Consider the following 25,318-nt stretch of genomic DNA (forward strand, 5'->3'; position numbering starts at 1 on the left):
GCGCCCTAGCTGGTATGTCGGGGAAACCCCAAAAAGATCACTCGGCAGGATGCAGCGTCTTGCCCTTGGCCGGGCGGCGCACCCACTTGCGGGCGACCACGAAGCGCCAAGCAAACCCGGCCAGCAGGTAACCCAGCGCCGCACCGACAACAGCCAGCACGACAAAGCCGAAGGCGGTAACGCCAGCCAGCTCTGCCCATTGCGCCAGTCCCTGCATCCAGCCGCTGCGCACGGACTCGCTGGCAGCGCCGGTGGTAGCGGCGTCGATCTTCAGCGTGACGTGGCCAACCTTGTTGGCGATCACCGCCCAGAAGGCGATGGTGAAGGGGTTGGTCACCAGCGTGGTGACGGCTGCCAGCGGCAGGTTGGCGCGCGACGGCAGGGCCAGCACGACGGCGAGCAAGGTCTGCCCCAGCGGGATGATGAAAGCGGCGAAAATGCCCAAGGCAATTCCACGCGGAACGCTGCGCCGGGTGAAGCGCCAGAGTTCCGAGCGCCTGATGGTGCCAGAAACAGGCGAGAGCCAGCGGTTCTCCGCCATCTCGTCACGCTTGGGCATCCGCGGAATCCGCGCCCAAAGCCATTCTGTTACCTTGTTGAACATGGGCAGGCCCATACACCTTTCGTCGCCGTATCACAGATAGGATTAGACGATGCGTTGACAACCGACGCTTAACGGCAACAGCAAAAATACCCTGCGGCGAACTTTTTTGCGGATCAGCTCTTTTCCCGCATGAGACGGGCCTTGTCGCGCTTCCAGTCGCGGTCCTTGATGGTCGCGCGCTTGTCGTGCGCCTGCTTGCCCTTGGCCAGCGCCAGTTCCACCTTCGCCCGCCCGCGACCGTTGAAGTAGATCGACAGCGGTACCAGGGTCATGCCCTTGCGCTCCACCGCCCCGACGAACTTGGCGATCTCGCGGCTGTGCAGCAGCAACTTGCGCGGCCGCTTGGGTTCGTGGTTGTGGCGGTTGCCGTGGCTGAACTCGGGAATCGTGGCATTGATCAGCCAGACCTGCCCGTCGCGCACTTCGGCATAGCTCTCGGCAATCGAGCCCTCGCCCGCACGCAGCGCTTTTACCTCGGTCCCCTGCAGGGCCAGCCCTGCCTCGAACGTTTCCTCGATAAAATAGTTGTGCCGCGCCTTGCGGTTCTCGGCGACGACCTTCTGCTTGTCGAACGTGGCGTGTTTGGGGCGAGCCATAAGGTGGCGGCATGTAGGCGCTTCGGGCCGCAGTGCAAACCCCTGCGCCTGTACCCATTAGCGAACGACGATCGAACCCGACATACCCAGCACCGAGTGACCGAGATGGGTGCAGTCGACATCGTAGCCACCTGCGGCGGGGATCAGGCGCAGTTCGACGTTGGTACCGCCGTGAACCTCGACATAGCCGCCCGCGATCCGCGCCGCGTCCTCCGCCGCGACCTGTGCGTCACCGAAGAAGGCCGGAGCTGAGAAATTGTGCCCGCCCTCCGCGTCGTTGATGAGCACCAGCACCACCGGGCGTCCTGCAGCGAGGCTGATCGAGCGCGGCTCGAAGCTGAAGTTGTCGAGATGCACCTCGACCCGCTGGGCAGTGGCGAAATCGGTGCTGGCAGGAGCGACCTGCGGGGTGATCGCATAGGTGGTGGCGCAAGATGCCAGCAGCAAGGCGAGCGGCACGGCGAGGAAACGGGCCATGGAATGGCACCTCCGATAAAGAGTTTTGCCCCCGGGCGGCCTAATAGACCTGCGCCGAGGAAGGCGAAAGCAATTCCTGCAAGGCGGTACACGCCGCCTGGTCGGGCAGGACGGCCCGCGGAATTTCGATCTCGCGGCCAAGCTCTCTGGCCCGCTGCGACCAAGAGAGGATCTCTCCATCGACATCCTGGAACTCGGTCGGAGACGGGCCGATTTCGAGGAGGATCACGTTCGTAACGCCGAAAGCGGTGGCTGGAATGTCAGGGGCGGCCTAGGCTTCGAGCACCTCCCGCAGGTACCGGCAATCGGAGCGCGCGAGTCGGAGGCTGACGAAACGTGGCGGATCGGCGTCCCCGAGCCATCGTCTGGCAGCCGCCACCAAGGTCACCGCAGATCCTCCGGTAGCGTCGGGGAATTCAGGATCGCGGTGAAACGGTCCCAGCGGGCGTCCATGTCGGCACCCGCCGCCTCGACATGCGCGGCCACTAGGTCCTCACCCATCCCGTAATTGATAACGTAGCTTCGATAGGTGTCGAAGAAGCGCAGCGACTGTTCGGCGCGTTCGCGGTTGAGCAGGCGGTAGCGCATCGACAAGTCGATGGTTTCCTCACGCGACATGTCGCCATCGAGGTAACCTGCGGCGATGGTGTAGTAAGCGGGCTGCAGCTCGCCGAGCAGCGCGTTCAGCGCCACGTAGTCGGCCAATTCGCCGGTATCGATGCCCGCCATGGGCGCGAGCACGTCGCGTTCGAACACCATCTTCTCGTCGCCCGGGAAGACCATGGTCTTGGCGTAGCGCGCCGAACCCTCCGAGATAATCGCGCGCGGCGAATAGAGCGGCAGCAGCGAGTTCTCGATCCAGCCGCGACCGCGCGTCAGGTCGCGCTCGATCAGCGTCGAATAGACGTGGTGACCGGGATAGGCCTCGTGGCACCCCACATCCACCGCGCGGTCGAGCCGCGTGGGCAGGTCGGTGTTGATCTCGATCACCGAGCGATAATTGCCCTGGTAATAGTTGAATCCGCCCCACGGCTTGTCGGTGACGAGCGACAGCACGAAGCTCTCGCTGGCGGGCAGGTCGACGTGTTCCAGCGTGCGGCGGCGGCATTCGGCAACGGCGGTGTCGATCACTTCGCGCAGGCGGTCTTCGGGAATGATGAAGCGGTCCTGGAAGGCGTTGATCCGCTGGTAGAGCGGGCCGTCGCCGGCATCGCCCGGCACCACGGCCTCGATCCGTTCGAGCACGGCGTCGAGCGTCGAGAGGTCGACCAGCTCGGGACGCACGCCGAACAGGCCCTCGGCCTCGTCCTGGAAGGGAATGTCCTCGCCGCGCAGCACCCGCAGGCGGACCTTGGCCGAATTGAGCATGGCGCGCAGGTAGCGCACGCGGGCGGCATCGGGCGTTCCCGGCGCGGGGTTGACCAGCCGCAGCGTGCCTTCCAGCGCGACGACGCGGGCCTGCAGCATCGGTAGCGTGGTTTGCGCGTCGTTGGCGGCGGCCTGCTCGGCCAGTTCGGGCGGCCCGTAATAGGCGTCGACATAGCCGGGGTCTTTCTCGCCAATGGCCAGCTGCAAGGCGAGATACTGCCGCGCGATCACGTCGAGCGACGGCGGGGAGACGCCGGGCATGGTGGTGCAGGATGCCAAAGCCGTGAGGCTGGCGAAGGCGAGAATGGTCTTGCGGAACATGGGCTATCCTTGAGCGGTGGCGGTCTGCGCCTGATCGGCCAGCCTCGGGTTCGGGCCAAAACGGTTCGCGCCCGGCGTGGGCGGGATCAGCACGATCGCCCAAAGTGCGATGATGATAAAGAAGACGATGACGGTTTCGACCAGGTCGGGAAAGGTGCCCTTCGGGACGAACAGGAAAGGCAGGATCGGCAAGGCCCGCCAGCCGCTGCAATCGAAATCGTGCAGGCGGCGTACGATCCAGCTCACCAGCGGGATCGAGAGCAGCAGCTTGGCGACATCTCCGTTCCCCATGGTCCGATAGTCAATATCGCCCAGCGGCGTAAGTTCGTTGAGCAGCGCGGCCAGGAGGGGCAGCATGAAAATGCCGTAGAGCCCACCGTAGGTCCGCGGTGACCGCCCCCGGAAGTCGAAAATATGCAGGAACACGTCCCGGAAGATCTCGACGATCCAGAGGGGGCGGTTCCGATAGGCCATCACGCGATCCCGGCAATCTCCATCGCCGCGTCGACCTGCGCCTTGGCGGCATCGGAGCACGGCACGATCGGCAGCCGCACTTCGTCGGAGAACCAGTCGAACAGCTTGTTCAGTGCGTACTTGGCCGGAGCCGGCGAGGCGTCGGCGAACATGGCCCGGTGCAGCGGGTAGAGCCGCTCGTTCAGCTCGCGCGCGGTGGCGTAGTCGCCCGCCGCAGCCGCCGCGTGGAAGTCGGCGCAGAGCTTGGGCGCGACATTGGCGGTCACCGAGATGCAGCCCACCTGCCCAAGCGCATAGCCCGCCAGTACAAGCGGATCGTCACCCGACAGCTGGCACAGGTCCGGCGCGCCCATGCGCTGCGTTACAACGCGCGTCAGGTCGCCGCTGGCATCCTTCAACGCCACGATCTTGTCCGGGAAACGGCGGTGCAGTTCGATCACCGTCTCGGGCAGGATATCGGTCACCGTGCGACCGGGCACGTTGTAGAGCACGATGGGCAGGTCCGCCCGCTCGGCAAGGTAGCTGAAATGCGCCAGCAACCCGGCTTGCGAGGGGCGGTTGTAGTAGGGCGCGACCAGCAGCAGGGCATCGGCCCCTGCCGCCTGCGCTTCCTTGATGTGCCACAGCGCGGTCTGCGTATCGTTGCTGCCCGCACCGGCGATCACCGGCACGCGGCCAGCGGCTTCCTCGGCGCAGACGGCGATCACCTTGTGGTGCTCGTCATTGTCCAGCGTGGCACTTTCGCCGGTCGTGCCGCAGGGCACCAGCGCGTTGGTGCCGTTGTCGATCTGCCAGCTGATAAAGCGGCGATAGGCCGATTCGTCGAAGTCGCCGTCGCGCATGGGTGTCGCGAGTGCGGGTATCGAGCCTGAAAACATCACAATTACTCCCGAATTCGGTTTGGCTGCCAAAGGTTTGGGGATAGCCTTGCCCGTTTGGAGGGATTATCCATTCAGGGCCTGATAAGGATACCCGTGTGAAGATGTCCAGCATGGTTCGACTGCCCCTGATCGCTCTCGCCGCGGCTTTGCCCGCTTCTTCCATGGTTTCCGCACAGGATGCGGGCGAATGGGATCGCAACCGCGCGCAGCTGGTGGCGCAGCAGCCGGGGCCGATGGCGGACGAGATTTCCCGCTGGGAACGCCTCTATGCGGACCGGCAGGCCGCGCTGCCATTCACCGAATATGCCCGATTCCTGCTCGCCAATCCCGGCTTCCCCGACGAGGAAACCCTGCGCGCGCGCGCCGAACAGCGGCTGCGCAGCGAGTTCACCGACCCGCAACTGCTGCTGGATTTCTTCGCTGACCACGATCCGGTCACCAACTATGCCAAGGCGCACTACGCGCTGGCCATGGCCGGGCAGGACCGCGCCGTAGCCGAACGCTGGGCGCTGGAGGCCTGGCGCGGCGGTGAGATGAGCCCGACCGCCGAAGCCACGCTCTCCGCCATGTTCGGCAACCACTTCACCCAGGCTGACCAGGACCGGCGCATGGACGCCCTGCTGTGGCAGCGCGATGCAGAGGCCGCCGCACGGCAGCTGGACCGCGTTTCGCCCAACAGCCGCCGGATCTTCGCCGCGCGCCTTGCCATATTGCAAGGCGGCGATGGCGCGACCGATGCTCCGGGCGCGACGGCAGACCCGGGCTATCTTTACAACCGCAGCCGCGAGCTGCGGCAGGAAGGCCGCACGTTCCAGGCGGTCCGCATGATTGTCGACGGGCCGGAACTGTCCTCCCTCCCCTTCGACCAGACTGCCTGGATCGGCGAACTGCTGACGCTCGCCCGCAATGCCAGCCGCGCCGATTCGGTACGCATCGCAGCCCGCGCGATCGAGGCCTTCCCCGAAGGCTACGACATCTCCACCGGCGAATACCGGCTGCGTGACGACTACACCTCGCTGATGTGGCTGGGCGGCACCAATGCCCTGTGGCACCAGGGCGATGCCGCTGCCGCCGCGCCGCTGTTCTACCAGTACGGCGCCGCCGCGCGCTCGTCGCAGACCCGGTCCAAGGGCTTCTTCTGGGCGGGCGAGGCCTATCGCCGCGCGGGCAATACCGCACAGGCTGAACGCCATTACGACATGGCTGCCGCCTATGCCGACAGGTTCTACGGCCTGCTGGCGCTGGACCGGCTTGGACGCGAGATCCCTGCGCTCGACGGCGCACCCTCGGCCCAGCCGACGCCCGAACAGCGCGCAGCCTTCAACGCCCAGCCGATCACCCGCGCCGTGACCGAAGTGGCGCGCGATGCCCCGTGGTCGACCGGCATCCGCTTCTACCGCGCCATTGCCGACCAGGCCGAGACCGCTGCCGACCACGTGCTGGTGGCAGACCTCGCCCGCGAGATCGGCCGCCGCGACCTGGCCGTGAACCTTGCCGATGCCGCCATGGCGGACGGCCATTCCGGCTTCACCCAGATTGGCTATCCCACGCTGCAAACACCCCCAGGCACCAACTGGACGATGATCCACGCGCTGGCGCGGCAGGAAAGCCAGTTTGCCGAGAACGCCATCAGCCACGCTGGCGCGCGCGGCCTGATGCAATTCATGCCCGCCACCGCGCGCGAGGAATCGCGCCGCGCAAACATGTCCTACTCGGCGCAGCGGCTGATCGACGATCCGACCTATTCGATGCAGCTCGGCTCCAACCACATCGAGCGGCTGATCGCCTATTATGACGGCAGCTACCCGCTTGCCATCGCCGCCTACAACGCCGGCCCCGGCAACGTGAACCGCTGGCTGCGCGAGAACGGTGACCCGCGGCAGACCGGCGACTGGCTGCGCTGGATCGAGGAAATCGGTTTCTTCGAGACCAAGAACTACGTCCAGCGCGTGATCGAGAACGCCGTGGTCTACGAGAGGCTCTATCCGGAAAGGGCAGGCCGCAGCCGCGATGTCGAGGATTTCCTGCGATAGGAGGCTGACCTGCGCACAATCGGCCTGGTGATTGCGCTGACCGCTGTCAATCCGATCTGCGCTGCGGCGCAGGACATTGATCCTATCGAGCTACCGTCGGAGGCCGAGGTTCGTGCTTACCTTGAAGCAAAGGCAAGCGAATGGGAGCCGATATATCAACCTGAACTTGGCTTGCAGGGCCAGACCGGCCAACTGATCCTGATCGATAATATTCATTGCTATCAGTGGCTTGACTTGGTGGAATGCAGTGCATCAATGGGTTATCGTTTCGACAACGAACGCGTCGTGTTGAGGGAGCGTCAATTTACCTTCCGCCGCAATGAGGTCGGCGAATTGCAGTCGGTCATCGTCTTGGTTCACGAGCGGAGACGCGCCGTAAGGGACCTGACACCCGTCGTCACCATTCCCGAGGCAACTGTTCCGCCGGACTTCGGATTGCAACTGCCCGACGAACGGTGAAGCGCCCATCAAGCGCTCGACCGCTAACCGCGAATTAACCATTCCTGTTCACATCCGGGTGCCATGAAAGCACTCGGCACCGCCTATCGCTATGGCACCCACGCCCTGCGCGCCGTTACCGGCCGCAGCGACCCCATGCTGCCGCCGCCGCACCTGCACACCATCGGCACCGGCAACTTCCGCGCGATCGGCGAGGAATTCCTCGGCCATTTCCGCGATGCGGGGCTGAAGCCGGAACACCGCGTGCTGGACGTTGGTGCAGGCACGGGCCGCATGGCCCTGCCGCTGACGGACTTCCTGACAACGGGCAGCTATGACGGGCTGGAAATCATCAAGCCCAGCGTCGACTGGTGCAACCAGGCCTATGCCCCGTGGCCCAATTTCCGCTTCCACCACGCCGACGTCTTCAACCTGCGCTACAACGAGGGCGGATCGTCCAGGGCGGCGGAGTACCGCTTCCCTTTCGACGACGACACCTTCGACTTCGCCTTCCTCACTTCGGTCTTCACCCACATGCAGGCCGCCGAGGTGGACCGCTATTTCAGTGAACTCGCCCGCGTGCTGAAGCCCGGCGGGATCGCCTTCATCACCGCCTTCGTGCTGGACGAGGAGGCCAAGGCCGCCATCGCCGCCGGGCGGGCGCGTTACGGGTTCAAGGTGGTGCTGGAAGACTGTTTTGCCGACGATGCCAAGGTGCCCGAAAAGGCCACGGCCTATGCGCCCGACGTCTACGCCCGCCTTGCCGCACCATTGGCGCAGACCGGGATCCATCCTGGCACCTGGCGCGGCAGCGAGGGCAAGTCGTTCCAGGACATTACCCTGTTCACCGCCAGCTGAGCGGCACCCCTTCCCAGTGTCGCCGCCGCGCGGTATCGCGCCGGAATGTCCGACAACACCAGTCCCATCACGCCCGCAGGGCTGACCGCGCTCAAGGCGCGCTACGACCACCTGCTGGGCACCGAACGCCCGGAGATCGTCGAGATCGTCAGCTGGGCGGCGGGCAATGGCGACCGCAGCGAGAACGGCGACTACCTCTACGGCCGCAAGCGCATGCGCGAAATCGACCGCGAGCTGGCCTACCTCGCCAAGGTGATGAAGCACGCCAAGGTGGTCGATCCCGCGCAGCAGCCGGACAAGAGCCGCGTGTTCTTCGGCGCGACCGTCACCATTGCTGACGAGGACGACGAGGAGCGCGTGGTTACCGTGGTCGGCGACAAGGAACAGGACGCCAGCGCAGGCCGGATTGGCTGGTCCAGCCCCATCGCGCGGGCCTTGCGCGGGGCTCAGGTGGGCGACCTGCGCACCGTGCGGCTGCCTGCGGGCGAGAAGGAATGGGAAGTGATGAGCATTTCCTATCCGGAGCCGAACTGATGGCCGAAGTGGTCAACCTGCGCATGGCGCGCAAACGCCGCAGCCGTGCCGACAAGGCCAAGGCCGCATCCGCCGCGCGCGCCAGGCACGGTACAGGCAAGGCAGAGAAGCTTTCGCACGAGGTGGACGAAGCGCGCGCCCGAAGCATTGTCGACGGCGCCCGGCTGGAGAAGGACGACTGATGCGCACGACCTACGACAGCGCCACCGTGCGGCTCTATTTCCTCGATCGCGACAGCGAAGGCGGGGCGGCAGAAACCCTGCTCTACGGCCCCTTGCACGACGCCCTGGCGCTCGCCGCGCAGCAGCCCGAAGACGTGCAGGCGGGCCTGTTCATCGCGACCGACAACGACGTGGTCGCCTACCTCGACCTGATCGGCGAATAAAAATTTCGGCCAATCTGTAAGACTTCCGGCCATGGGCCGACTACCCTCACATGGCACGAGGGAATCACAGCTTGGAACCGACCGCACTTTCGCAGGACGAGGCCTATAGCGCGGCCGCCGAACAGTTCGGCGGTGCGATCGAACGCCTTGCCCGCGGATACGAGGCGGACCCCGACCTTGCCCGCGACCTGGTCCAGGATATCCACGCCGCGCTGTGGCGCAGCTTCGAATATTTCGAAGGCCAGTGCTCGGTGCGCTCGTGGGTCTACCGGATCGGGCACAATGTCGCCGTCAGTCACATCCAGGCCAGCCGCCGGGCGAAGCCGCCAGCGCTGGTCGGGTTGGAGGCGATTGCCGAACTTCCCTCCGCCGACAACCAGGCCGCTGAGACGGAGGAAGCGCAATTGCGCAACCGCCTGCTGGCCATGATCCACCGCCTCAAACCCGCCGACCGGCAGGTGATGCTGCTTTACCTCGAGGAACTGACCGCCGAGGAAATCGGCGAGGTAACCGGCCTTTCCGCCGGAGCCGTCGCCACCCGCATTCATCGCCTGAAAGCCCTTCTCGCAGAGGCCATACATCCCGAAGGAAGAAACCAATGAACCCCGAAGAATTCGCCCGTGGCAGTTGGCAGGACAGCGGTTCGGCCGCCGCCCTGCCCCCGCTCGAGGACCTGCGCGCCCGTGCCGACCGCTTCCGCCGCAGGATCGTGCGTCGCAACTGGATCGAATATGCCGCGGGCATCGTGGTCGTCGTGCTGTTCGCCGCCGTCGCCCTGTTCGTGCCGCTGCCTGCCTTGCGGATCGGTGCTGCGCTGGTGATCGGCGGCACCTGCGTGGTCCTGTGGCAGCTACGCCGGCGCGGCAGCCCGTTGTCGCCGATGGAGCATGGCGGACAGCTGTCGGTGCTCGACTACCAGCGGCGCGAACTGGTCCGCCAGCGCGATGCGCTCGACAGTATCTTCACCTGGTACCTGCTGCCGCTCGTACCCGGTATGCTGGTGATCCTGGCCTCGCCCCTGCTGTCGCTGCCGCTGGCGCAGTGGGAGTGGCCGCCGGTCGATGCCCAGATGGCCATGGCCTTCCCTGTATTCGTCTTTGTCTTGATCTACCTGCTCAACAAGCGCGCCGCGCGGCAGTTGCAGCAGCAGATCGACGAGATCGACGCCCTGCGCGCAGCCTGACCCGGGAAGCAGGCAAGACAAAAGGGGCGCAGCGTGGTGCTGCGCCCCTTCGTGTTTCTGCCGGAGGCGGGACTACTCGGCGGCTTCCGCCGAGTCCTCCTTGCCAGCGTCCTTGCCCGCATCCTTGTCGAACAGCGAGGGCGTACCCTCTTCGTCCGTCAGGTCAGGCATGACGTCCGAGGTCGCCTGGGCCGCGCCCTCGACCAGCTTCCCGAGCGAGGACCCGTCGAGGCCGAGCTCCTTCATCAGCCCGTCGAGCACCGGCGCCTGGGCGCGGTAAGCGAGGGCTGCGGCCACGGCATCGTTGGCAAGGTTGCCCGAGCCACCGCCAGCGCCGCCCGTCGAACCGGCCGGGCCGGTCTTCTGGGTGAGGCCGTCGACCTGCACGATCTTGATCGAGTCGATCGCTTCCATCGGCTTGGCGCTTTCGCGGATCACGTCCGGCAGGACCTTGAGCAGGGCCAGCTTGGTCTGCAGGCTGATCTGGTCCATCGACAGGATGTTCGCAGCCTCGTTGACGGCGCGCTGGCCGGCAGCTTCGACTTCGAACTTCACGCGGTCGGCTTCGGCGCGCAGCTTGGTGGCGTCGGCTTCACCCTCGGCTTCGCGGCGAGCGGCTTCTGCACGGTTGGTCGCGGCATCGCGGTCTGCCTCGGCATCGACACGGATCTTGATCGCGTCACGTTCGGCCTGCTTGGCCGCTTCGATCAGCTCGATCTTCTTCTGACGCTCGGCGATCTCGCTCTCGCGGCTGGTGACCACGCGTTCCTCTGCCTCGACCGCCTTGGCACGGGCCTCATCGGCTTCGGCCTTGGCCTGGCTTTCCTCGCGGCTCTTGTTCTGCACCGCGATCTGCTGCTCCTGGCGGGCAATTTCGAGCGCGCGCACCTGGTCGATGCGGGCCTCTTCCACCAGCCTGTCGGCCTCGATCTGCTGCGCATCGACCAGCTTCTTGGCCTCGATCCGCGCCGCATCGGCCTCGCGCTGGCGCTCGGCCTGCTGGCTGGCGATTTCGGACATCTGCGCAGCGCGCCGCACTTCGACTTCGCGTTCCTGCTCCAGCCGCGCATATTCCTGGTCACGCTTGATCTGGAAGCTCTTCTGGTCGGCCTCGAGGTTCTTCGTCTCCATCTGCACACGCGTGTCCTGCTCGATATCGTTGCGCAGCTTCTTGCGCGCCTCGATCTGCTCGGTCAGCTTCGTGAGACCTTCGGCGTCGAAGGCGTTGTTGGCGTTGAAGTGCTCGATGCTCGTCTGGTCGAGTCCGGTCAGCGAGACCGATTCCAGTTCCAGGCCGTTCATGGCGAGGTCGTTCGACGACACCTGCTGCACCTTCTGGACGAAGTCGGCACGCTGCTCGTGCAGCTCGTTCATGGTCATGCCCGCCGCGACAGAGCGCAGCGCGTCGACGAACTTGCCTTCGACAAGGTCCTTCAGCATTTCCGGCTGCATGGTGCGGTGGCCCAGCGTCTGCGCGGCCATGCCGATTGCCTCGGAATCCGGCTTAACGCGAACATAGAACTCCGCTTTCACGTCGATCCGCAGCCGGTCGAGCGTGATCAACGCTTCGGCGTCGCGGCGGATAACCGAGAGCACCAGCGTGTTCATGTTGACCGGCATGGTCTCGTGGAACACCGGCAGCACCAGCGCGCCGCCGTTCATCACGACCTTCTCGCCGCCCACACCGGTACGTACGAAGGCGGTTTCCTTCGAGGCGCGGTGATACAGCTTGGTCAGGAAGATGAGGAAGGCGAGGAAGGCGATGATCGCGCCGCCTCCCAGCACCATGGGGGTTGAGGTAATGGTTTCCAACATAACGTCTCTCTCTTTCGTAATTTGCGGGGCGCCCGACTGGCCTCAGCCAGGCGCCGGGATCGGTTGAGCCCAGATCAATTCAGCGGGGCGAGCTTGCGCTCTGCCAGCGGCACGCCAAAGAAGGTCTGGCCTTCACGGCGCACCAGCAGCACCTCGTCACCTTCGTGGAATTCGCTTCCGGCCTCGTGCGGCTCGACCATGACGTGATGCGTCTGGCCATGCCGGTCACGGACCCTGGCGCGGGCGGGATAGCCCTGGCGGGCCTGCCCGGTGGTGATCGCTGCACGCCTGCCGACAAGGCTGTCGATCCCGACCGCGCTGGTCTCGTCCTGCGGCATGATCCGCCCCAGCGGCCTGACCAGGGTGGCCGTAACCGGCAGCGTCACCCCGAAGGTGGCCACTGCCGCCAACAGCGCATCCAGCGGCGCGCCGAGCAGGTTGCCTGCCAGGGACTGGATACCCACCCCGATGCTGGCGAACAGGAACAGGAAGGTCATCAACCAGATCAGGAATGGCACGCGGCCAAGCCCGAGCAGGGTCGTGATCCCGCCCATGATCGAAGCACTGCCGTCAAAGTCGGCCCCAGAACCATTTGGGGAATCAAGATCGGCATCAATGTCGAGATCGGCGTCGAGATCGAACAAGTCGCCCACTCCGATGATTTGTATCAAGGCGAGTAGCAGCATCGCCCCGAAGGCGATCGCAAAGGGCAAATTGTAATCGGCTAACAGGCTCATCGCAGCAATCGCCGCTAGGGGAAATCCGGGCGGCGCCTTCCATGTTGAGGCGCGACCTTCGCGCCCTTCAGGCCAGGTTACCCGGTGCCTCTTCCCGCCCGATCCATTTGCCATAAACCGCGCTATTTGACCAGAAAAACCGGACTCGGCGCGTACGATTTTGACCCGCAGCCGCCATCGACTATGGGTGGCACATATGCGCCGCACCCTGCCCACATTGCTGCCCCTGATCCTGCTGCTGCTTGCCGCGCCCCTGGCCGCGCGTGACAGCCTTGGCGTTTTCGGCATGTGGGGCGCCTTCCGCGACCCCGAGGTGCCGCGCTGCTATGCCATTGCCGCTGCCGACAGCAGCCGCAACCGGCGCGATTTCGAACCCTATGCCAGCGTCGGCACCTGGCCCGAACGGCGCGTGCGCGGGCAAGTGCACTTCCGCCTCAGCCGCGAGCTTTCCTCCACCCCGCGCGTGCGCCTGTCCATCGGCGGCCAGCGGTTCGACCTGACCGGCGGCGGCAACGATGCCTGGGCGGCCAATGCGGGCGCGGATGCCACAATCGTCGCAGCGATGCGCGGCGGCAGATCGATGAGCGTGAGCGCCACCGACAACCGCGGCAACCGCTTTACCGATCGCTATACGCTGTCAGGCGCGGCCACGGCGCTGGATGCCGCCGCCGTGGGCTGTGCCGGGCGATGAGCCAGCGCCCCGCGATCACCGCGCTCAGCTTCGTGCTTGCTGTGCCGGACGCGATGACCACGGCGCGCTGGTGGATCGAGGTCATGAAGTTCGATCACCTGCGCGACCTGGGCGGCTGGGTCTTCGTCATGCGCGGGCGCTGCACGATCATGCTGGGGTCCTGTCCCGACGCCATTCCCGTGTCCGAGCTGGGGGAGCACCAGTACTTCGGCTATGTCGAGTTCGACGATATCGACGCCTACTGGGCCGAGATCGATCGCGCCAAGGTAGACGTCCTGAAGGAACCGCGCGACGAGGAATGGGGCATGCGCGAATTCGCCGTGCGCACGCCGGACGGCCACCGGGTGATGTTCGGGCAGGACCTCGATAACCCCGTCCCGCTGCAAAGCTGAGCCTGCCGGCTCAACCTGTTCTGCAGATTACAGAAAATCGTCGACGAGCGACAACGCGGCGCGCGGCCCATGTGCTATTGCTACGCACGCAAATCGACCGCCAAGGTCCGTTGGCATTTGCAGGAGGGGCTGCCTGCGCTGCCGACAACGGGACGGCGGTCTGCGTGGGAAGGATTGCAGCCCCGAAATGGCTACGGACGACTTTGGACCCGCCGTGGGCAGGACCCGGCTCAAGCAAGCCGCAGCAGACTTTGCGACCAGGGGATTTGTCCGGCTGGAAAACGTCCTTCCGAAACGCACGGCCCAGCGCCTGCACGAATGGCTGCGCGACGAAGCGGAATGGTGGCGCGTGCTGAACCAGGGCGACAAGGTCTGGGACCTTGGCCCGGAATCGATCGCCGCGCTCGATGCCGATCCGGCCAAGGCCGGGCAGCTCCGCGAAGCCATCAATGCCGGAGCACGCGACGGTTTCCAGTTTGCCTATGACGCGGTGCGCGTGGCGGACGTGCAAGCGGAGCGGAAACAGCGGCAGTGGCCGGTCGACCAGTTCCTGGACGCGATCAATTCCGAGCCATGGCTGGAGCTGTTCCGCAGGGTGACAGGCAACGAGGCCATTGCCCTCGCCGATGGCCAGGCGACCCGCTACCTGCCCGAACACTTCCTGACCGCACACGATGACGATGTGGCTGGCAAGCACCGCCACGCCGCCTATGTGCTGGGCCTGACACCTGGCTGGCGGACCCATTGGGGCGGTTTGCTGATGTTCCACGCCGAAAACGGCGATGTGGAACAGGCGCTGATGCCGCGGTTCAACGCGATGAACCTGTTTCGCGTGCCGCGCCTGCACAGCGTGTCGCCTGTGGCCCCCTATGCTGGCGGGGCCCGCTTCTCGGTCACTGGCTGGCTGCGCGGCAAAGGCTGACAAAAAACGGGCCGGGAAATTACTCCCCCGGCCCGCCCTTGGTCTAAACAGTCGCGTCAGAATCGGTAACCCAACCCGACCAAGACCTGGTGGCGATCGACGTCGACATCGAAGCGGTCACTCTCGAGGCCGCTGGGGGCTTCGACTTCGCCTTCCTCATAGTTGGAATAGCGATATTCACCGCGCACGAAGACGTTGTCGCTCAACTGCTGTTCGAGTCCCCCACCGATGCGCCAGCCATCAAGATCGACGTCGGTCTCGACATCGGTCGTGTTGTCGGTTGCCAGCAGGTCGAACCGGGCGTTGGTATAGCCGCCCATGGCATAGAGCAGGGTGCTGTCGGTCACCGGCGTGCCGACACGCGCACCGACGTAAAGGTCACGGCCAGCGGAGATGTTGCCAACGCCGAAGTTGCCGAAACCGGTCGTGTCAAAATCGGTGCTGGCCTCGGATTCCAGCCATTCGCCTTCGAGGCCAAGGACAAGGCTCTGGCCAACCTGCATGTCGTAGCCGACCCGCGCACCGTAGGTAACGTCGTCGATCGACTGATCGATGTCGTCGGCGTTGTCGATATCCTCGGAACTGCCGGGTCGCGTGATATCGTAACCCACCAGCGCTTCTGCCCGCGGGCCGGTAAAGTCGCCGGCGTCCTGCGCAGCAGCCGGCACGGCGACGCCGGCGAGGGTAGCAGTGCCAAGGAGGAGTGCGATTGCGTTCTTCATGTGTATTCTCCATTCATGTTGCCGGCACGACCGCAGCCGTGCCCGGACCGTCCCAATGCGCAGCCTTGGCGCGGGTTTCATGAACGCGAGACAACGTCTAAAATGTTGTATTTGTGTAACATAATTTGCTCGACCAAGCGTGCTCGGCAATCGACGAAAAGCGGGAACGGGCGGACCCTCCAGACGTGATCCGGCGCCCGCCAGGCAGGTCGTCGCGCAGGGTGAACGGCTCGCCACGCGTTTAACCGGATAGCCCGGAAACGCTGCGCTCTGGCGCGAAATCCGGTAGTTTCCCGCGCTCACTTCCATTGCGGCCCGCTTGCGCCTATATGCGCGCCTCCCATGGCCGATACGCAGCTCATGACCATTCCCGGGCAGGTCGACCCGGTTCCCGTCGCGCGTGACATCACGCCGCGCGCGGACGGGCGCGTGGACCTGATCGGTCTGCCCAAGAAAGACATCGCCGCCCTGTTCGAAGGTGCCGGCCTCGACAAGAAGCAAGCCAAGCTGCGCGCCAAGCAGGTGTTCCACTGGCTCTACCACCGCGGCGTCACCGATTTCGAGGCGATGACCGATATCGCCAAGACCATGCGCCCGTGGCTGGCCGAACGCTTCGTGATCGGCCGCCCCGAAGTGGTCGAAGCACAGCACAGCACCGACGGCACCCGCAAGTGGCTGCTGCGCACGGCGGACGGCCACGACTTCGAGATGGTCTTCATCCCCGATGCCGATCGCGGGACACTGTGCGTGTCATCGCAGGTGGGTTGCACGCTCAACTGCACCTTCTGCCATACCGGCACCATGCGGCTGGTGCGCAACCTCACCCCCGGCGAGATCGTCGGGCAGGTGATGCTGGCGCGCGATGCGCTGGGCGAATGGCCCAAGGGAAAAATGGATTTCGCCGAGGAAGAGAGCGAAGCCGAATATACCTCTGACGGCCGGCTGCTCACCAACATCGTGATGATGGGCATGGGCGAGCCGCTGTACAATTTCGACAACGTGAAGGGCGCGTTGCAGCTGGTGATGGACGGTGAGGGCCTTGCCCTGTCCAAGCGCCGCATTACCCTTTCGACCAGCGGCGTGGTGCCCGCCATGGAGCGCTGCGGCGAGGAGATCGGCGTGAACCTTGCCGTCTCGCTCCATGCAGTGACCAAGGAAGTGCGCGACGAGATCGTTCCGATCAACAGGAAGTACGGCCTCGAGGACCTCTTGCAGGCCTGTGCCAACTATCCCGGCGCCAGCAATGCACGGCGGATCACCTTCGAATACGTCATGCTGAAGGACAAGAACGACAGCGACGAACACGCGCGCGAACTTGTCCGGCTGCTGAAGCAGTACAAGCTGCCGGCGAAGGTCAACCTGATCCCGTTCAACCCCTGGCCCGGCGCGGCTTACGAATGCTCGACGCCGGAGCGGATCAAGGCCTTCTCCAACATCGTCTTCGAAGGCGGCATTTCAGCCCCCGTGCGCACCCCGCGCGGCCGCGATATCGACGCCGCCTGCGGCCAGCTCAAGACCACTGCCGAAAGGAAGAGCCGCGCCCAGCTCGACCGCGAAGCGGCAGAGGCTGCTCAGGCAGACTGAGCGCGCATGGTCGGGCGCTCGCCGTAGGTCAGCGTCCGCCACAGCCATTCCATCGGACCGAAGCGGTAGCGACCCAGCCACCAGTGGCTGAACACGGTTTGCAGCGCGTAGAAGCCGAAGCACAGCCCCAGCACCACCTTGGGCTCGATCATGCCCGCCAGCGCCAGCCCGCCATGGAAGCCATAGAGCACCAGGCCGATGAAGACGCCCTGCACCAGGTAATTTGTCAGCGCCATGCGGCCGACGGGGCCGAACACGCGCGCGAGCACGCCGAAGCGGGACGAGTGGAACAGCAGGATCAGGCCGGCAGCATAGCCAAGGTCGAGAATCGGTACGCCGACCACGTGCAACCATTTCGACAACCACGCCGGGGCATCGATCAGCTCGGCTTCGCCCATGAGCACGCGCACCACCTCGATGGCCACGCCCAGCGGGAATGCCACGAGGAAGATCTTGCGGATCTGCGGCAGCAGTTCGCCCGCACGCTGCAGCCAGCCCTGCCGCGCAACGTAGGCACCGACGAGGAAACGCCCCAGGGCATAGAGTATCCAGGCGACGATCAGTCCGTTGGCGATCCAGTCGAACCAGACGAGGTTGGCTGTCGCCTCGACCCATTCGAAATAGCTGCCGTTGACGTAGGCGTCCTGACGGGTCGCAATCGCCACCTCGCCGAAAGCCATTTCATTTGCCGGTTCGGCCCAGCCGAGCTGGTCCGTCGCCCATCGCACGAGGGGCATGCCGAGCAGCGCCAAGGTCAGGCCCGTCCACAGCATGGCGCGGGCCGACATGCCGCGCAGGGCAAACAGCAGGAAGCCGGTGATGGCGTAAAGGTTGAGGATGTCCCACGGCCAGATCAGGAACAGGTTGATCAGGCCGAACACCAGCAGCACGAACAGCCGCCGTGTGTAGATCGCCCCGAACTCCGCCCCGCGTTCCTCAAGGCGCTGCATCTGCACCCAGAAGCCGACGCCGAAGAGGAAGGCGAACAGGGTGTTGGCCTTGTCGGACACGAAGACGTCGGTGAAGAAGATCGCGGCAAGGTTGCCGGGATCCTGCGCAAAGGCCTCGGTCTGCGCGGGAAGCGCGGTATTCTCGCCGAATGACCACCAGACGAAATTGGCAATCAGCACGCCGAGCAGCGCAAAACCGCGCAGGACGTCCAGTTCGCCAACGCGTTCGCTGGATGTAACGGGGGCTGCCCCGCTTGGCTGTTCTGTCATCGTAATTCCCCCCGAAAGCCAAGTGCTAACCCTGCGCGCTTGCCTTGCATAGCCCCTCGCCGCAAAGGTGCGGCATGAGCGATCCCGACACCCTCGCCTTCTACGACCGCGAAGCTGGCGACTATGTGAAGAAGTTCGTGAACGGCAGCGCGCGGTTTCTTGGCGACTTCGCCGAGCGGCTCGAGCCCGGAGCGCACATCCTTGAGCTCGGCTGCGGCGGCAGGCGCGATGCGCAGCAGTTCATCGAACGCGGCTTCAGCGTCGACATGACCGACGGCTCGGCCGGCATGGCGGAGGAGACGCGCAAGAGGACCGGACAGGAGGTTCGCCTGCTGCGTTTCGACGAGCTGAAGGCGGTCGAGGCCTATGACGCGGTCTGGGCCCATGCCTCGCTGCATCACCAGCCGCTGGCGGGCCTTGGCGAGGTGCTGGTGCGCGTGCACCGCGCCTTGCGCCCCGGCGCCTGGTTCTTCGCCAATTACAAGCTGGGCGGCGGCGACGCGCGCGACGCCTTCGGCCGCCTCTACAACTTCGCCCCGCGGCAAGTGCTGCTCGACCTCTATGCCGATGCCGGCTGGCAGCTGGAGGAGGTGCAGGACTACCGCGATGGCGGACTGGACAAGGTGCTGCGCGACTGGATCGCCATCACGGCAAGGAAAGCTGCATGACCATTACTGTCGTCGCCATTTGCACGGCCGCCGCCGTCCCCTTCCGTGGTGACGAGCAGAGCGCCATCGCCAAGCAGCCGGTATCGGGCAAGGTGGCGATCACATCGCTGGGCCTCGCTGGCGACGAACAGGCGGACCTGGTCCACCACGGCGGCCCGGACATGGCGCTGCACCACTATCCGCGCGACCATCACGAATACTGGCGCGGCGAGCTTGGCAACCATCGCTTGCTGGCCGAACCCGGCGCCTTCGGCTCCAACCTGTCGACGCTCGGCCTGACCGAGGACCAAGTCCTGCTGGGCGACCGCTTCCGCTTCGGCACGGCCCTGCTGGAGGCTTGCCAGCCGCGCCAGCCGTGCTGGAAGATCGAGCACCGCTTTGGCGAGAAAGCCATGGTGAAGCGGATCATGGCCACGGGTCGCTGCGGCTGGTTCTACCGGGTGATCAAGGAAGGCGAGGCCGAAGCCGGTGACGAACTGGTGAAAGTCTCCGAAGGCCTGCCCGAATGGTCCATGGCGCGGCTGTTTGGCGGCATCTGGGGCACTAGCACACCAGTCGATACCGACCTCCTGCACGAGATCAGCCGGCTGCCGCTGCTGGCCGGAAAGCTGCGTAACAAACTGATTGCCAAGCTCGACGTCTGAAGCGCTTTCCGGTCGATCTGCCGCTCTCCTGAAACGGCTCGTCCACAAAATCGCAATCCAACGAGCCGTTCATCTTACGTTGGGGAAACATGAACGATCTACGGCATTACCGACAACACATGAAGTCGAGTCGAAAGGTATAACGCGATGAAACAGACCCTGATTGCCCTCGCCGCCGCCACCTCGCTGGCGCTCCCCGCCGTTCCCGCGATGGCGCAGCATGGCCCGCCCTCCTGGGCGCCTGCGCATGGCTATCGTGACCAGCATCGCGGTGACCGGTACGATACCCGTTACGATCGCCGCGACGAACGGCGTTATGACCGCCGGGGCGATCGCCGCGAAGAGCGCCGTTACAGGGTCTATGATGACGACGGCCGCTACTACGAACCGCGCCGCGTACGCCGTGATGACCGCGTGTGGCAGGGCCGCGATGGCCGCTATTACTGCGAGCGCGAGAACGGCACCACCGGCCTGATCATCGGTGCCGCCGGCGGTGCGCTGGTGGGCCGTGCCATCGACACCCGCGGTGACCGCACCGTCGGCACCCTGCTTGGCGCCGTCGTTGGTGGCCTGCTGGGCCGCGAGATCGACCGCGGCGAGGCCCGCTGCCGCTAACCGCACCTGACAAGTCGTCCCCTGGCGCCGTCGCTCTTCCCCTCGGAGCGGCGGCGTCTTTGCGTTCAGTGACCACCGCTGCCACCGATCCCCAGCAGCCAGAGCACAACCTGGCCGACGATGGTGAACAGGCAAAAGACGAAGCCAAGGGCGGGAACCACCCTCCACACGTCCGGAACCTGGTCCGGCTGGCTACGCTGCTTGAGCCGCCAGAGCGCGGCATTGGTGACGGCGAAGACCACCAGGATGGCCAGACTCGTGCCGCTGGCCAGACTCCTGAGCGGAATGAACAGGGCTAGCACCAGCACTATCGCCCCGCACACCAGCGTGGCGATCCACGGCGTGCCGCGGTCCTTGCTCACAGCCTGCAGGCGCGCCGGCATCGACTCTTTGCCGTCGCGCGCCATGTCCATCATCAGCCGGCTCGCCGCGACGATCTGCGCCAGCGCGCCGTTGACGATGACGAACAGGCTGGCGATGGCGACAGGCATCCCGGGCCAGCCTTTCGCCGCAACCGCCGCTACCAGCGGGGCCTCGGCCGCAGTGACCTCGTCGAGTGAAGTGCCGCCCACCAGCGCCATCGAAACCGCCAGGTAGAAGGCGAAGACGATCGCAAGCGAGATCATGACTGCACGTGGCAGGTTGCGTCTTACGTCCTTCACTTCCTCGGCTGTCTCGGCCATGTCGCCGAAGCCGATGAAGGAGTAGAGTGCGAGAAAGGCACCGGCGAGGATCCCGGTTGCCGCATCAGCCCCCAGCCCCTCGCCGGTCACGATCCTGGCCGGAGCCGCAAACAGGTCCTCGCGCAGCACGAACAGGATGAAGAGAAGAGTCGCGATGCCAACCAGCGTGGTGGCGGTCATGAACCAGGCGCTGTGCTTGATGCCGATCAGGGCCACCGCGACCATCAGCACCACCAGGGCGCTGGTAGCCGGCGCGATCGGTACCGTGACAAAGCTGGAAAGATAGGCAACGAAGCCGGTGACAATAGTGGCTGCGGAGACGATATTTGCCACGATCAGCAGCCACCCCGTCCCTTCCTCGACCAGGGCATTGCCGAATGCCTCCTCGGCATAGGCGACGGGGCCACCTGCATCGGGGATGCGCGCGCCCAGCTCGGCGAAGGACAAGGCGGTCGTCAGCGCGACGAGCCCGGCAGCGAGATAGGCCAGCGGTGCCAGTACGCCGGCCGAACCGACAACCTCGCCGATCACCACGAATATTCCTGCACCAAGGATCGTGCCGGTCCCGAAGAATGTCAGGCCGGCAAGACCCATCGAGCGTTTCAGCGCCATCTAGTCTGCCCCCAAGTCCGTCGATGCAAAACCAATGGCCGCGAAGGGAACGGGTTCCGAAACGCCGGATGCGGCATCCCTTGCTATTGGTATCCCTTTAGGATACTTGCACAGCCATGCATCTGGCCGGGCAGAAAATCCGCGCGTGGCGCGAGGCGCACGATCCGCCGCTGAGCGCGGAGGAGTTCGGCCTGCAATACGGCGCTCCGGAGCCGTGGCCAAGCCGAACCGTTTATGGCTGGGAGGCGAAAGGCAAGGTGCCGCGCCCTGCCACCCAGAAACGGCTGGCTGACCTTGGCATCTGCCAGCCCGCCGACTTCCTCGAACCTCCCCAAACCGAACTGGCCGAAAGCGAACCCGCAATGAGCGAGACCCACCCCTTTTTCGACATGCACACGCATGGCTTCGTGCGGCTCGCCACCAGCACGCCCAAGGTGCGCACGGCGGACGTGCCCTACAATGCGGCAGGAATCATCGAGCAGGCGGAAAAGGCCCATGCCCGGCACGTCGACCTGCTGCTTTACCCGGAGATGTGCCTGTCCAGCTACGCGCTCGACGACCTGCATATCCAGGCCGCCCTGCTCGACAGCGTGGAGAGCCATATCGAGACGATCCGCAAGGCCAGCGAAGACCTGACGCCGGTGCTGGTGATCGGCGCTCCGCTGCGTCGCGGTGGCCGCATCTACAACTGCGCGCTGGTGATCGCTCACGGCGAGGTGCTGGGCGCGGTCCCCAAGAGCTACCTGCCCAACTACCGCGAATTCTACGAAAAGCGCTGGTTCGCCCGCGGTAACAATTGCCGCGACCTGTGGATCGGCGTGAACGGGGAGGAAGTGCCCTTCGGCGTCGACCTGATCTTCTCCGCGTCCAACCTCAAGGGTTTCACCTTCGGGATCGAGATCTGCGAGGATTTCTGGAGCCCCAACCCGCCCGGCACCATGGCCGCGCTGGCCGGGGCGACGATCCTGCTCAACCTCTCGGCCAGCAACATCACCATCGGCAAGTCGGACGAGCGCCACATGCTCTGCGCCGCCAGTTCGGCCCGCTCGGTCTGCGCCTATGCCTATTCCGCCAGCGGCTTTGGCGAGAGCACCACCGACCTCAGCTGGGATGGCCAGGGCATGGTCTACGAACTGGGCGAACTGATGGTGGAGAGCGTGCGCTTCGAGCTGGAGCCGGAGCTCTGCGTCACCGACATCGACACCCGCCGCGTGCTCAACGAACGCATGCGCATGGGCACCTTCAATGATGCTGCCGAGGATGCGGGCCGTCCCGAGGACAGCTTCCGCAACATCACTTTCGAACATGCCACGGAGGTCGGCGATATCGGCCTGCAGCGCCCGATCCGCCGCTTCCCCTTCGTGCCCAACCGGCAGGACAAGCTGGACCACGACGCCTACGAGGCGTTCAACATCCAGGTCGATGCCCTCATGCGGCGCATCCAGGCGACCAGTCCCAAGAGCCTCGTCATCGGTATCTCGGGCGGGCTCGATTCCACCCATGCGCTGATCGTGGCGGCCAAGGCCTGCGACATGCTGGGCCTGCCGCGTTCGACAATCCGCGCCTACACCATGCCTGGCTTCGCCACCTCGGACGAGACCAAGTCGAACGCGTGGAAGCTGATGGAAGCCTTCCACGTCACCGCCGAGGAAATCGACATCAAGCCCGCTGCGCGGCAGATGCTGCAGGACATGGGCCACCCCTTCGCTGACGGGGAGCCGCAATACGACACCACTTTCGAGAACGTGCAGGCGGGTCTGCGCACCGACTACCTGTTCCGTCTCGCCGGCCATCACGGCGGCTGGGTGATCGGCACGGGTGACCTTTCCGAGCTGGCGCTGGGCTGGTGCACCTACGGGGTGGGCGACCACATGAGCCACTACGGCGTCAATTCGGGCGTGCCGAAGACGCTGATCCAGTACCTGATCCGCTGGGCCGTCAGCAGCGAGCAGTTCGACAAGCATGTCGACGAAGTGCTGCTGGAAGTGCTCGCCACGGAGATCAGTCCCGAACTCGTGCCCGCCGATTCAGATGGCAATATCCAGAGCACCGAGTCCATCATCGGGCCTTACGAGCTCAACGACTTCTTCCTCCACCATACCATCCGCTGGGGGCAGAAGCCGAGCCACACGGCCTTCCTCTGCTGGCACGCCTGGCGCGACAAGGCAGAGGGCCTGTGGCCGCACGAATTCCCCGAAGCCAAGAAGAACCAGTACGACCTCGACACCATCCACGGCTGGCTGGAGAAGTTCGTCAAACGCTTCTTCGCCTTCAGCCAGTTCAAGCGTTCCGCCCTGCCCAACGGCCCCAAGGTCAGCGCGGGCGGCGCGCTTTCGCCGCGCGGCGACTGGCGCGCGCCGAGCGATGCCGTGGCCGAGGTCTGGCTGGCGGACCTGCGCGACAACATGCCCCAGGCGGTTTCCCTTTCCGGTTGAACGGCTTGGCGGCCGAATTGACGCTGGCAGGCGGCACTTGTAGTCTTGTGCACATTGACGGGCGTCTCCGCGTTAAGGGAGCGGAGTCTAAGCCCCGGCCAGGATGGACCGCATGAACAAGCTAATTCGCACCTCCGGTGCTGCCGCGACCTTTGTCGCGCTGCTCGCGCTCGCCATGCCTGCGCAGGCGCAGTTCGGCGGGCTCGGCCGCATCGTCAACGATGCGCGCCGCGCTGCCGAGAACCAGCCGCAGGAGGATGAGACCCCGCAAACACCCGAGGAATGCCGGCAAAACGGCTCCGAAAGCGTGGGCGGCGCGATCCTTGGCGGGATTATCGAACGTACGGCGCGCGATGCCGCCTATGACGCAGGACTTGGCTCCTTCGTGCCCGTTAGCGAGTTTTCCGACCAGATCAGCAGCGCCATCGCCTGCAAGCTCGATCCCGACGAGCAGCGCCAGATGGCCGATGCCACGATCGAGGCGACGCGCAGCGACACCTCCGACGGTGAAGCCGAGGTCGGCTCGACCTCGGCCTGGGTATCCGAAACGCGTCCGGGCGTCTCTGGCCGTTCGACCGTCACGGGCCGCGAAGAGGCCTCCGCTAACGGCATGGAATGCGTTCTGGTAGCGGACGTTATCATCGTCGAAGGCGAGGAAACCCGCGCTGACAAGCGCATGTGCCGCCGTCCGCCATCACGCCGCTACGCCCGCATGGCATGAGGCGGCTCGGCAAGTCTCTATTGGCCCTGGGAGCCTTTGCCGCGCTGTCAGCGCAAAGTGCGATGGATCCCGCTAACCCCACCTGCCCGGCAGAACCCGACTGGGGACCCGCCGAACGCATGAACCTGTCCACCCGCGACGTGGACGGCGTGCGCGTGCTGGTGCTGGAAGGCATTGTCGACCGCACCCTGCCCGAACGCCTGGAGGCTGCCATCGAAGCCGATGAGCTGATCGGTGAAATCTGGATCCGCTCGCGCGGGGGCGATGCACGGGCCGGCAACGCCGCTGGCCGCATTATCCGCGACTACGGCCTGGTCACCCGTATCCCCAGCGGCTGGACCTGCTTTTCCGCCTGTAACTTCGTCTTCATGGGCGGCGTCGGCCGCTATGTGGAGCCGGGCGGGATATTCATGGTGCACATGTTCACGCACACGGGTGACCGGTCGCTGATCGCCGAAACGCGCATGGACGGCACCCAGGCCACGGCTGAACTGATCGGCGAGATCGAACAGGCCAGCGCCATGCTGGCGACCGAGGACAACGACTTCCTCATCCGCATGGGCATCAGCCGCCTGCTGCTGAGCGAAGTCATGTACCAGCAGCAGGCCGTCAGCAACGATGAAAACCCAAGCACCCGTTACTGCCTGACGCAGGACGAAGTGCTGCGCTACAACGTCCGCGCGGACTTGCGCCCGGCTGGTTAGG

At 65.2% G+C, this 25,318-nt stretch carries 30 protein-coding genes; 18 read left to right on the forward strand and 12 right to left on the reverse strand.

Annotated elements, in window-relative coordinates:
• Window positions 1–37: 37 nt before the first annotated feature.
• The 7 genes from AAEO60_RS08045 to dapA form a co-directional block, all read right to left on the reverse strand.
• Window positions 38–559, reverse strand: a complete 522-nt coding sequence (locus AAEO60_RS08045; protein WP_341673134.1) for a DUF2062 domain-containing protein — start codon at window positions 557–559, stop codon at window positions 38–40.
• Window positions 560–717: 158 nt separating this feature from the next.
• Window positions 718–1,200 carry an SsrA-binding protein SmpB gene (smpB, locus tag AAEO60_RS08050; protein WP_341673135.1) on the reverse strand — a complete coding sequence of 161 codons (483 nt, stop codon included), beginning with the start codon at window positions 1,198–1,200 and terminating at the stop codon, window positions 718–720.
• 57 nt (window positions 1,201–1,257) lie between these two features.
• Window positions 1,258–1,677, reverse strand: coding sequence for a plastocyanin/azurin family copper-binding protein (locus tag AAEO60_RS08055; protein WP_341673136.1), 420 nt, complete (start codon window positions 1,675–1,677; stop codon window positions 1,258–1,260).
• A 40-nt stretch (window positions 1,678–1,717) separates the two neighbouring features.
• Entirely contained in the window at window positions 1,718–1,906 is a 189-nt protein-coding gene (locus AAEO60_RS08060) for a hypothetical protein (RefSeq protein WP_341673137.1), read from the reverse strand.
• A gap of 155 nt (window positions 1,907–2,061) precedes the next feature.
• Window positions 2,062–3,366: a hypothetical protein gene (locus tag AAEO60_RS08065; RefSeq protein ID WP_341673138.1), complete on the reverse strand. Its 1,305-nt coding sequence runs from the start codon at window positions 3,364–3,366 to the stop codon at window positions 2,062–2,064.
• A 3-nt stretch (window positions 3,367–3,369) separates the two neighbouring features.
• On the reverse strand, window positions 3,370–3,840 hold the full coding sequence (locus tag AAEO60_RS08070; RefSeq protein WP_341673139.1) for a DUF805 domain-containing protein: 471 nt from the start codon (window positions 3,838–3,840) through the stop codon (window positions 3,370–3,372).
• Window positions 3,840–4,718 (reverse strand): 4-hydroxy-tetrahydrodipicolinate synthase, encoded by an 879-nt coding sequence (gene dapA, locus AAEO60_RS08075; RefSeq protein ID WP_341673559.1) that lies wholly within the window; start codon window positions 4,716–4,718, stop codon window positions 3,840–3,842. Before dapA ends, AAEO60_RS08070 begins: the two co-directional genes overlap by 1 nt.
• A 113-nt stretch (window positions 4,719–4,831) precedes the next feature.
• On the opposite strand from dapA, the gene AAEO60_RS08080 reads away from it, so the two are divergent.
• The 8 genes from AAEO60_RS08080 (at window position 4,832) to AAEO60_RS08115 (ending at window position 10,152) form a co-directional block, all read left to right on the forward strand.
• On the forward strand, window positions 4,832–6,754 hold the full coding sequence (locus AAEO60_RS08080; protein ID WP_341673140.1) for a lytic transglycosylase domain-containing protein: 1,923 nt from the start codon (window positions 4,832–4,834) through the stop codon (window positions 6,752–6,754).
• A 27-nt stretch (window positions 6,755–6,781) separates the two neighbouring features.
• Window positions 6,782–7,213, forward strand: coding sequence for a hypothetical protein (locus AAEO60_RS08085; RefSeq protein ID WP_341673141.1), 432 nt, complete (start codon window positions 6,782–6,784; stop codon window positions 7,211–7,213).
• A gap of 63 nt (window positions 7,214–7,276) precedes the next feature.
• Complete coding sequence (locus AAEO60_RS08090) at window positions 7,277–8,050, forward strand: class I SAM-dependent methyltransferase (protein ID WP_341673142.1); 774 nt, start codon at window positions 7,277–7,279, stop codon at window positions 8,048–8,050.
• Window positions 8,051–8,095: 45 nt separating this feature from the next.
• Window positions 8,096–8,584 (forward strand): transcription elongation factor GreB, encoded by a 489-nt coding sequence (greB, locus tag AAEO60_RS08095; protein ID WP_341673143.1) that lies wholly within the window; start codon window positions 8,096–8,098, stop codon window positions 8,582–8,584.
• On the forward strand, window positions 8,584–8,766 hold the full coding sequence (locus tag AAEO60_RS08100) for a DUF4169 family protein (protein ID WP_341673144.1): 183 nt from the start codon (window positions 8,584–8,586) through the stop codon (window positions 8,764–8,766). The genes greB and AAEO60_RS08100 overlap by 1 nt, the downstream gene beginning before the upstream one ends.
• The gene (locus tag AAEO60_RS08105) at window positions 8,766–8,969 is read left to right on the forward strand and encodes a hypothetical protein (protein ID WP_341673145.1); all 204 of its coding nucleotides are present in this window, start codon (window positions 8,766–8,768) and stop codon (window positions 8,967–8,969) included. The genes AAEO60_RS08100 and AAEO60_RS08105 overlap by 1 nt, the downstream gene beginning before the upstream one ends.
• A 71-nt stretch (window positions 8,970–9,040) precedes the next feature.
• Window positions 9,041–9,571: an RNA polymerase sigma factor gene (locus AAEO60_RS08110; RefSeq protein WP_341673146.1), complete on the forward strand. Its 531-nt coding sequence runs from the start codon at window positions 9,041–9,043 to the stop codon at window positions 9,569–9,571.
• On the forward strand, window positions 9,568–10,152 hold the full coding sequence (locus AAEO60_RS08115) for a hypothetical protein (RefSeq protein ID WP_341673147.1): 585 nt from the start codon (window positions 9,568–9,570) through the stop codon (window positions 10,150–10,152). The genes AAEO60_RS08110 and AAEO60_RS08115 overlap by 4 nt, the downstream gene beginning before the upstream one ends.
• Before the next feature lie 72 nt (window positions 10,153–10,224).
• Here the strand turns inward: AAEO60_RS08115 and AAEO60_RS08120 are convergent, their stop codons facing one another.
• On the reverse strand, window positions 10,225–11,940 hold the full coding sequence (locus AAEO60_RS08120) for a flotillin family protein (protein ID WP_341673560.1): 1,716 nt from the start codon (window positions 11,938–11,940) through the stop codon (window positions 10,225–10,227).
• Between the two features lie 101 nt (window positions 11,941–12,041).
• Window positions 12,042–12,704, reverse strand: a complete 663-nt coding sequence (locus AAEO60_RS08125; protein WP_341673148.1) for a YqiJ family protein — start codon at window positions 12,702–12,704, stop codon at window positions 12,042–12,044.
• A 196-nt stretch (window positions 12,705–12,900) separates the two neighbouring features.
• Between AAEO60_RS08125 and AAEO60_RS08130 the strand changes: the two genes are divergently transcribed.
• The 3 genes from AAEO60_RS08130 to AAEO60_RS08140 all read left to right on the forward strand — a co-directional run bounded on the left by AAEO60_RS08130 (window position 12,901) and on the right by AAEO60_RS08140 (window position 14,709).
• Window positions 12,901–13,395 (forward strand): hypothetical protein, encoded by a 495-nt coding sequence (locus tag AAEO60_RS08130; protein ID WP_341673149.1) that lies wholly within the window; start codon window positions 12,901–12,903, stop codon window positions 13,393–13,395.
• Window positions 13,392–13,787, forward strand: coding sequence for a VOC family protein (locus AAEO60_RS08135; RefSeq protein WP_341673150.1), 396 nt, complete (start codon window positions 13,392–13,394; stop codon window positions 13,785–13,787). The genes AAEO60_RS08130 and AAEO60_RS08135 overlap by 4 nt, the downstream gene beginning before the upstream one ends.
• A gap of 187 nt (window positions 13,788–13,974) precedes the next feature.
• Entirely contained in the window at window positions 13,975–14,709 is a 735-nt protein-coding gene (locus AAEO60_RS08140; RefSeq protein WP_341673151.1) for a 2OG-Fe(II) oxygenase, read from the forward strand.
• A gap of 56 nt (window positions 14,710–14,765) precedes the next feature.
• On the opposite strand, the gene AAEO60_RS08145 is transcribed toward AAEO60_RS08140, so the two are convergent.
• Window positions 14,766–15,431, reverse strand: a complete 666-nt coding sequence (locus AAEO60_RS08145) for an outer membrane protein (protein ID WP_341673152.1) — start codon at window positions 15,429–15,431, stop codon at window positions 14,766–14,768.
• A 342-nt stretch (window positions 15,432–15,773) separates the two neighbouring features.
• Here AAEO60_RS08145 and rlmN point away from each other — a divergent pair, with 342 nt between their 5' ends.
• Window positions 15,774–17,015 (forward strand): dual-specificity RNA methyltransferase RlmN, encoded by a 1,242-nt coding sequence (gene rlmN, locus AAEO60_RS08150; protein WP_341673153.1) that lies wholly within the window; start codon window positions 15,774–15,776, stop codon window positions 17,013–17,015.
• Here rlmN and AAEO60_RS08155 read toward each other — a convergent pair.
• Window positions 17,003–18,235 carry a DUF418 domain-containing protein gene (locus AAEO60_RS08155; RefSeq protein ID WP_341673154.1) on the reverse strand — a complete coding sequence of 411 codons (1,233 nt, stop codon included), beginning with the start codon at window positions 18,233–18,235 and terminating at the stop codon, window positions 17,003–17,005. The genes rlmN and AAEO60_RS08155 overlap by 13 nt on opposite strands.
• A 74-nt stretch (window positions 18,236–18,309) precedes the next feature.
• Here AAEO60_RS08155 and AAEO60_RS08160 point away from each other — a divergent pair, with 74 nt between their 5' ends.
• The 3 genes from AAEO60_RS08160 to AAEO60_RS08170 all read left to right on the forward strand — a co-directional run bounded on the left by AAEO60_RS08160 (window position 18,310) and on the right by AAEO60_RS08170 (window position 20,162).
• Window positions 18,310–18,903: a class I SAM-dependent DNA methyltransferase gene (locus AAEO60_RS08160; RefSeq protein ID WP_341673155.1), complete on the forward strand. Its 594-nt coding sequence runs from the start codon at window positions 18,310–18,312 to the stop codon at window positions 18,901–18,903.
• On the forward strand, window positions 18,900–19,547 hold the full coding sequence (locus AAEO60_RS08165) for an MOSC domain-containing protein (RefSeq protein WP_341673156.1): 648 nt from the start codon (window positions 18,900–18,902) through the stop codon (window positions 19,545–19,547). Before AAEO60_RS08160 ends, AAEO60_RS08165 begins: the two co-directional genes overlap by 4 nt.
• A 147-nt stretch (window positions 19,548–19,694) precedes the next feature.
• The gene (locus tag AAEO60_RS08170; RefSeq protein WP_341673157.1) at window positions 19,695–20,162 is read left to right on the forward strand and encodes a glycine zipper 2TM domain-containing protein; all 468 of its coding nucleotides are present in this window, start codon (window positions 19,695–19,697) and stop codon (window positions 20,160–20,162) included.
• 65 nt (window positions 20,163–20,227) lie between these two features.
• On the opposite strand, the gene AAEO60_RS08175 is transcribed toward AAEO60_RS08170, so the two are convergent.
• Entirely contained in the window at window positions 20,228–21,457 is a 1,230-nt protein-coding gene (locus tag AAEO60_RS08175; RefSeq protein WP_341673158.1) for an APC family permease, read from the reverse strand.
• 362 nt (window positions 21,458–21,819) lie between these two features.
• Here AAEO60_RS08175 and AAEO60_RS08180 point away from each other — a divergent pair, with 362 nt between their 5' ends.
• The 3 genes from AAEO60_RS08180 (at window position 21,820) to AAEO60_RS08190 (ending at window position 25,317) form a co-directional block, all read left to right on the forward strand.
• Entirely contained in the window at window positions 21,820–23,892 is a 2,073-nt protein-coding gene (locus tag AAEO60_RS08180) for an NAD(+) synthase (protein WP_341673561.1), read from the forward strand.
• 112 nt (window positions 23,893–24,004) lie between these two features.
• Window positions 24,005–24,613, forward strand: coding sequence for a hypothetical protein (locus AAEO60_RS08185; RefSeq protein WP_341673159.1), 609 nt, complete (start codon window positions 24,005–24,007; stop codon window positions 24,611–24,613).
• 62 nt (window positions 24,614–24,675) lie between these two features.
• A complete protein-coding gene (locus AAEO60_RS08190; protein WP_341673160.1) occupies window positions 24,676–25,317 on the forward strand; it encodes a COG3904 family protein in 642 nt (213 codons plus the stop codon).
• The last annotated feature ends 1 nt before the right edge of the window (window position 25,318 follow it).

Origin of the sequence: Aurantiacibacter gilvus (genome assembly GCF_038289935.1) — a bacterium.
GTDB classification, from domain to species: Bacteria; Pseudomonadota; Alphaproteobacteria; order Sphingomonadales; family Sphingomonadaceae; genus Alteraurantiacibacter; species Alteraurantiacibacter gilvus.

Bases quoted from the DNA above. Each gene is read 5' to 3' on its own strand.
- AAEO60_RS08070 (WP_341673139.1), bottom strand. From the start codon at position 3,840: ATGGCCTATCGGAACCGCCCCCTCTGGATCGTCGAGATCTTCCGGGAC.
- AAEO60_RS08175 (WP_341673158.1), bottom strand. From the start codon at position 21,457: ATGGCGCTGAAACGCTCGATGGGTCTTGCCGGCCTGACATTCTTCGGG.
- AAEO60_RS08125 (WP_341673148.1), bottom strand. From the start codon at position 12,704: ATGAGCCTGTTAGCCGATTACAATTTGCCCTTTGCGATCGCCTTCGGG.
- AAEO60_RS08185 (WP_341673159.1), top strand. From the start codon at position 24,005: ATGAACAAGCTAATTCGCACCTCCGGTGCTGCCGCGACCTTTGTCGCG.
- AAEO60_RS08190 (WP_341673160.1), top strand. From the start codon at position 24,676: ATGGATCCCGCTAACCCCACCTGCCCGGCAGAACCCGACTGGGGACCC.
- AAEO60_RS08055 (WP_341673136.1), bottom strand. From the start codon at position 1,677: ATGGCCCGTTTCCTCGCCGTGCCGCTCGCCTTGCTGCTGGCATCTTGC.
- AAEO60_RS08105 (WP_341673145.1), top strand. From the start codon at position 8,766: ATGCGCACGACCTACGACAGCGCCACCGTGCGGCTCTATTTCCTCGAT.
- AAEO60_RS08090 (WP_341673142.1), top strand. From the start codon at position 7,277: ATGAAAGCACTCGGCACCGCCTATCGCTATGGCACCCACGCCCTGCGC.
- AAEO60_RS08115 (WP_341673147.1), top strand. From the start codon at position 9,568: ATGAACCCCGAAGAATTCGCCCGTGGCAGTTGGCAGGACAGCGGTTCG.
- AAEO60_RS08140 (WP_341673151.1), top strand. From the start codon at position 13,975: ATGGCTACGGACGACTTTGGACCCGCCGTGGGCAGGACCCGGCTCAAG.
- AAEO60_RS08135 (WP_341673150.1), top strand. From the start codon at position 13,392: ATGAGCCAGCGCCCCGCGATCACCGCGCTCAGCTTCGTGCTTGCTGTG.
- rlmN (WP_341673153.1), top strand. From the start codon at position 15,774: ATGGCCGATACGCAGCTCATGACCATTCCCGGGCAGGTCGACCCGGTT.
- AAEO60_RS08170 (WP_341673157.1), top strand. From the start codon at position 19,695: ATGAAACAGACCCTGATTGCCCTCGCCGCCGCCACCTCGCTGGCGCTC.
- AAEO60_RS08130 (WP_341673149.1), top strand. From the start codon at position 12,901: ATGCGCCGCACCCTGCCCACATTGCTGCCCCTGATCCTGCTGCTGCTT.
- AAEO60_RS08080 (WP_341673140.1), top strand. From the start codon at position 4,832: ATGGTTCGACTGCCCCTGATCGCTCTCGCCGCGGCTTTGCCCGCTTCT.
- AAEO60_RS08065 (WP_341673138.1), bottom strand. From the start codon at position 3,366: ATGTTCCGCAAGACCATTCTCGCCTTCGCCAGCCTCACGGCTTTGGCA.
- AAEO60_RS08045 (WP_341673134.1), bottom strand. From the start codon at position 559: ATGCCCAAGCGTGACGAGATGGCGGAGAACCGCTGGCTCTCGCCTGTT.
- AAEO60_RS08165 (WP_341673156.1), top strand. From the start codon at position 18,900: ATGACCATTACTGTCGTCGCCATTTGCACGGCCGCCGCCGTCCCCTTC.
- AAEO60_RS08160 (WP_341673155.1), top strand. From the start codon at position 18,310: ATGAGCGATCCCGACACCCTCGCCTTCTACGACCGCGAAGCTGGCGAC.
- greB (WP_341673143.1), top strand. From the start codon at position 8,096: ATGTCCGACAACACCAGTCCCATCACGCCCGCAGGGCTGACCGCGCTC.
- AAEO60_RS08120 (WP_341673560.1), bottom strand. From the start codon at position 11,940: ATGGTGCTGGGAGGCGGCGCGATCATCGCCTTCCTCGCCTTCCTCATC.
- AAEO60_RS08180 (WP_341673561.1), top strand. From the start codon at position 21,820: ATGAGCGAGACCCACCCCTTTTTCGACATGCACACGCATGGCTTCGTG.
- AAEO60_RS08145 (WP_341673152.1), bottom strand. From the start codon at position 15,431: ATGAAGAACGCAATCGCACTCCTCCTTGGCACTGCTACCCTCGCCGGC.
- AAEO60_RS08100 (WP_341673144.1), top strand. From the start codon at position 8,584: ATGGCCGAAGTGGTCAACCTGCGCATGGCGCGCAAACGCCGCAGCCGT.
- AAEO60_RS08155 (WP_341673154.1), bottom strand. From the start codon at position 18,235: ATGACAGAACAGCCAAGCGGGGCAGCCCCCGTTACATCCAGCGAACGC.
- dapA (WP_341673559.1), bottom strand. From the start codon at position 4,718: ATGTTTTCAGGCTCGATACCCGCACTCGCGACACCCATGCGCGACGGC.
- smpB (WP_341673135.1), bottom strand. From the start codon at position 1,200: ATGGCTCGCCCCAAACACGCCACGTTCGACAAGCAGAAGGTCGTCGCC.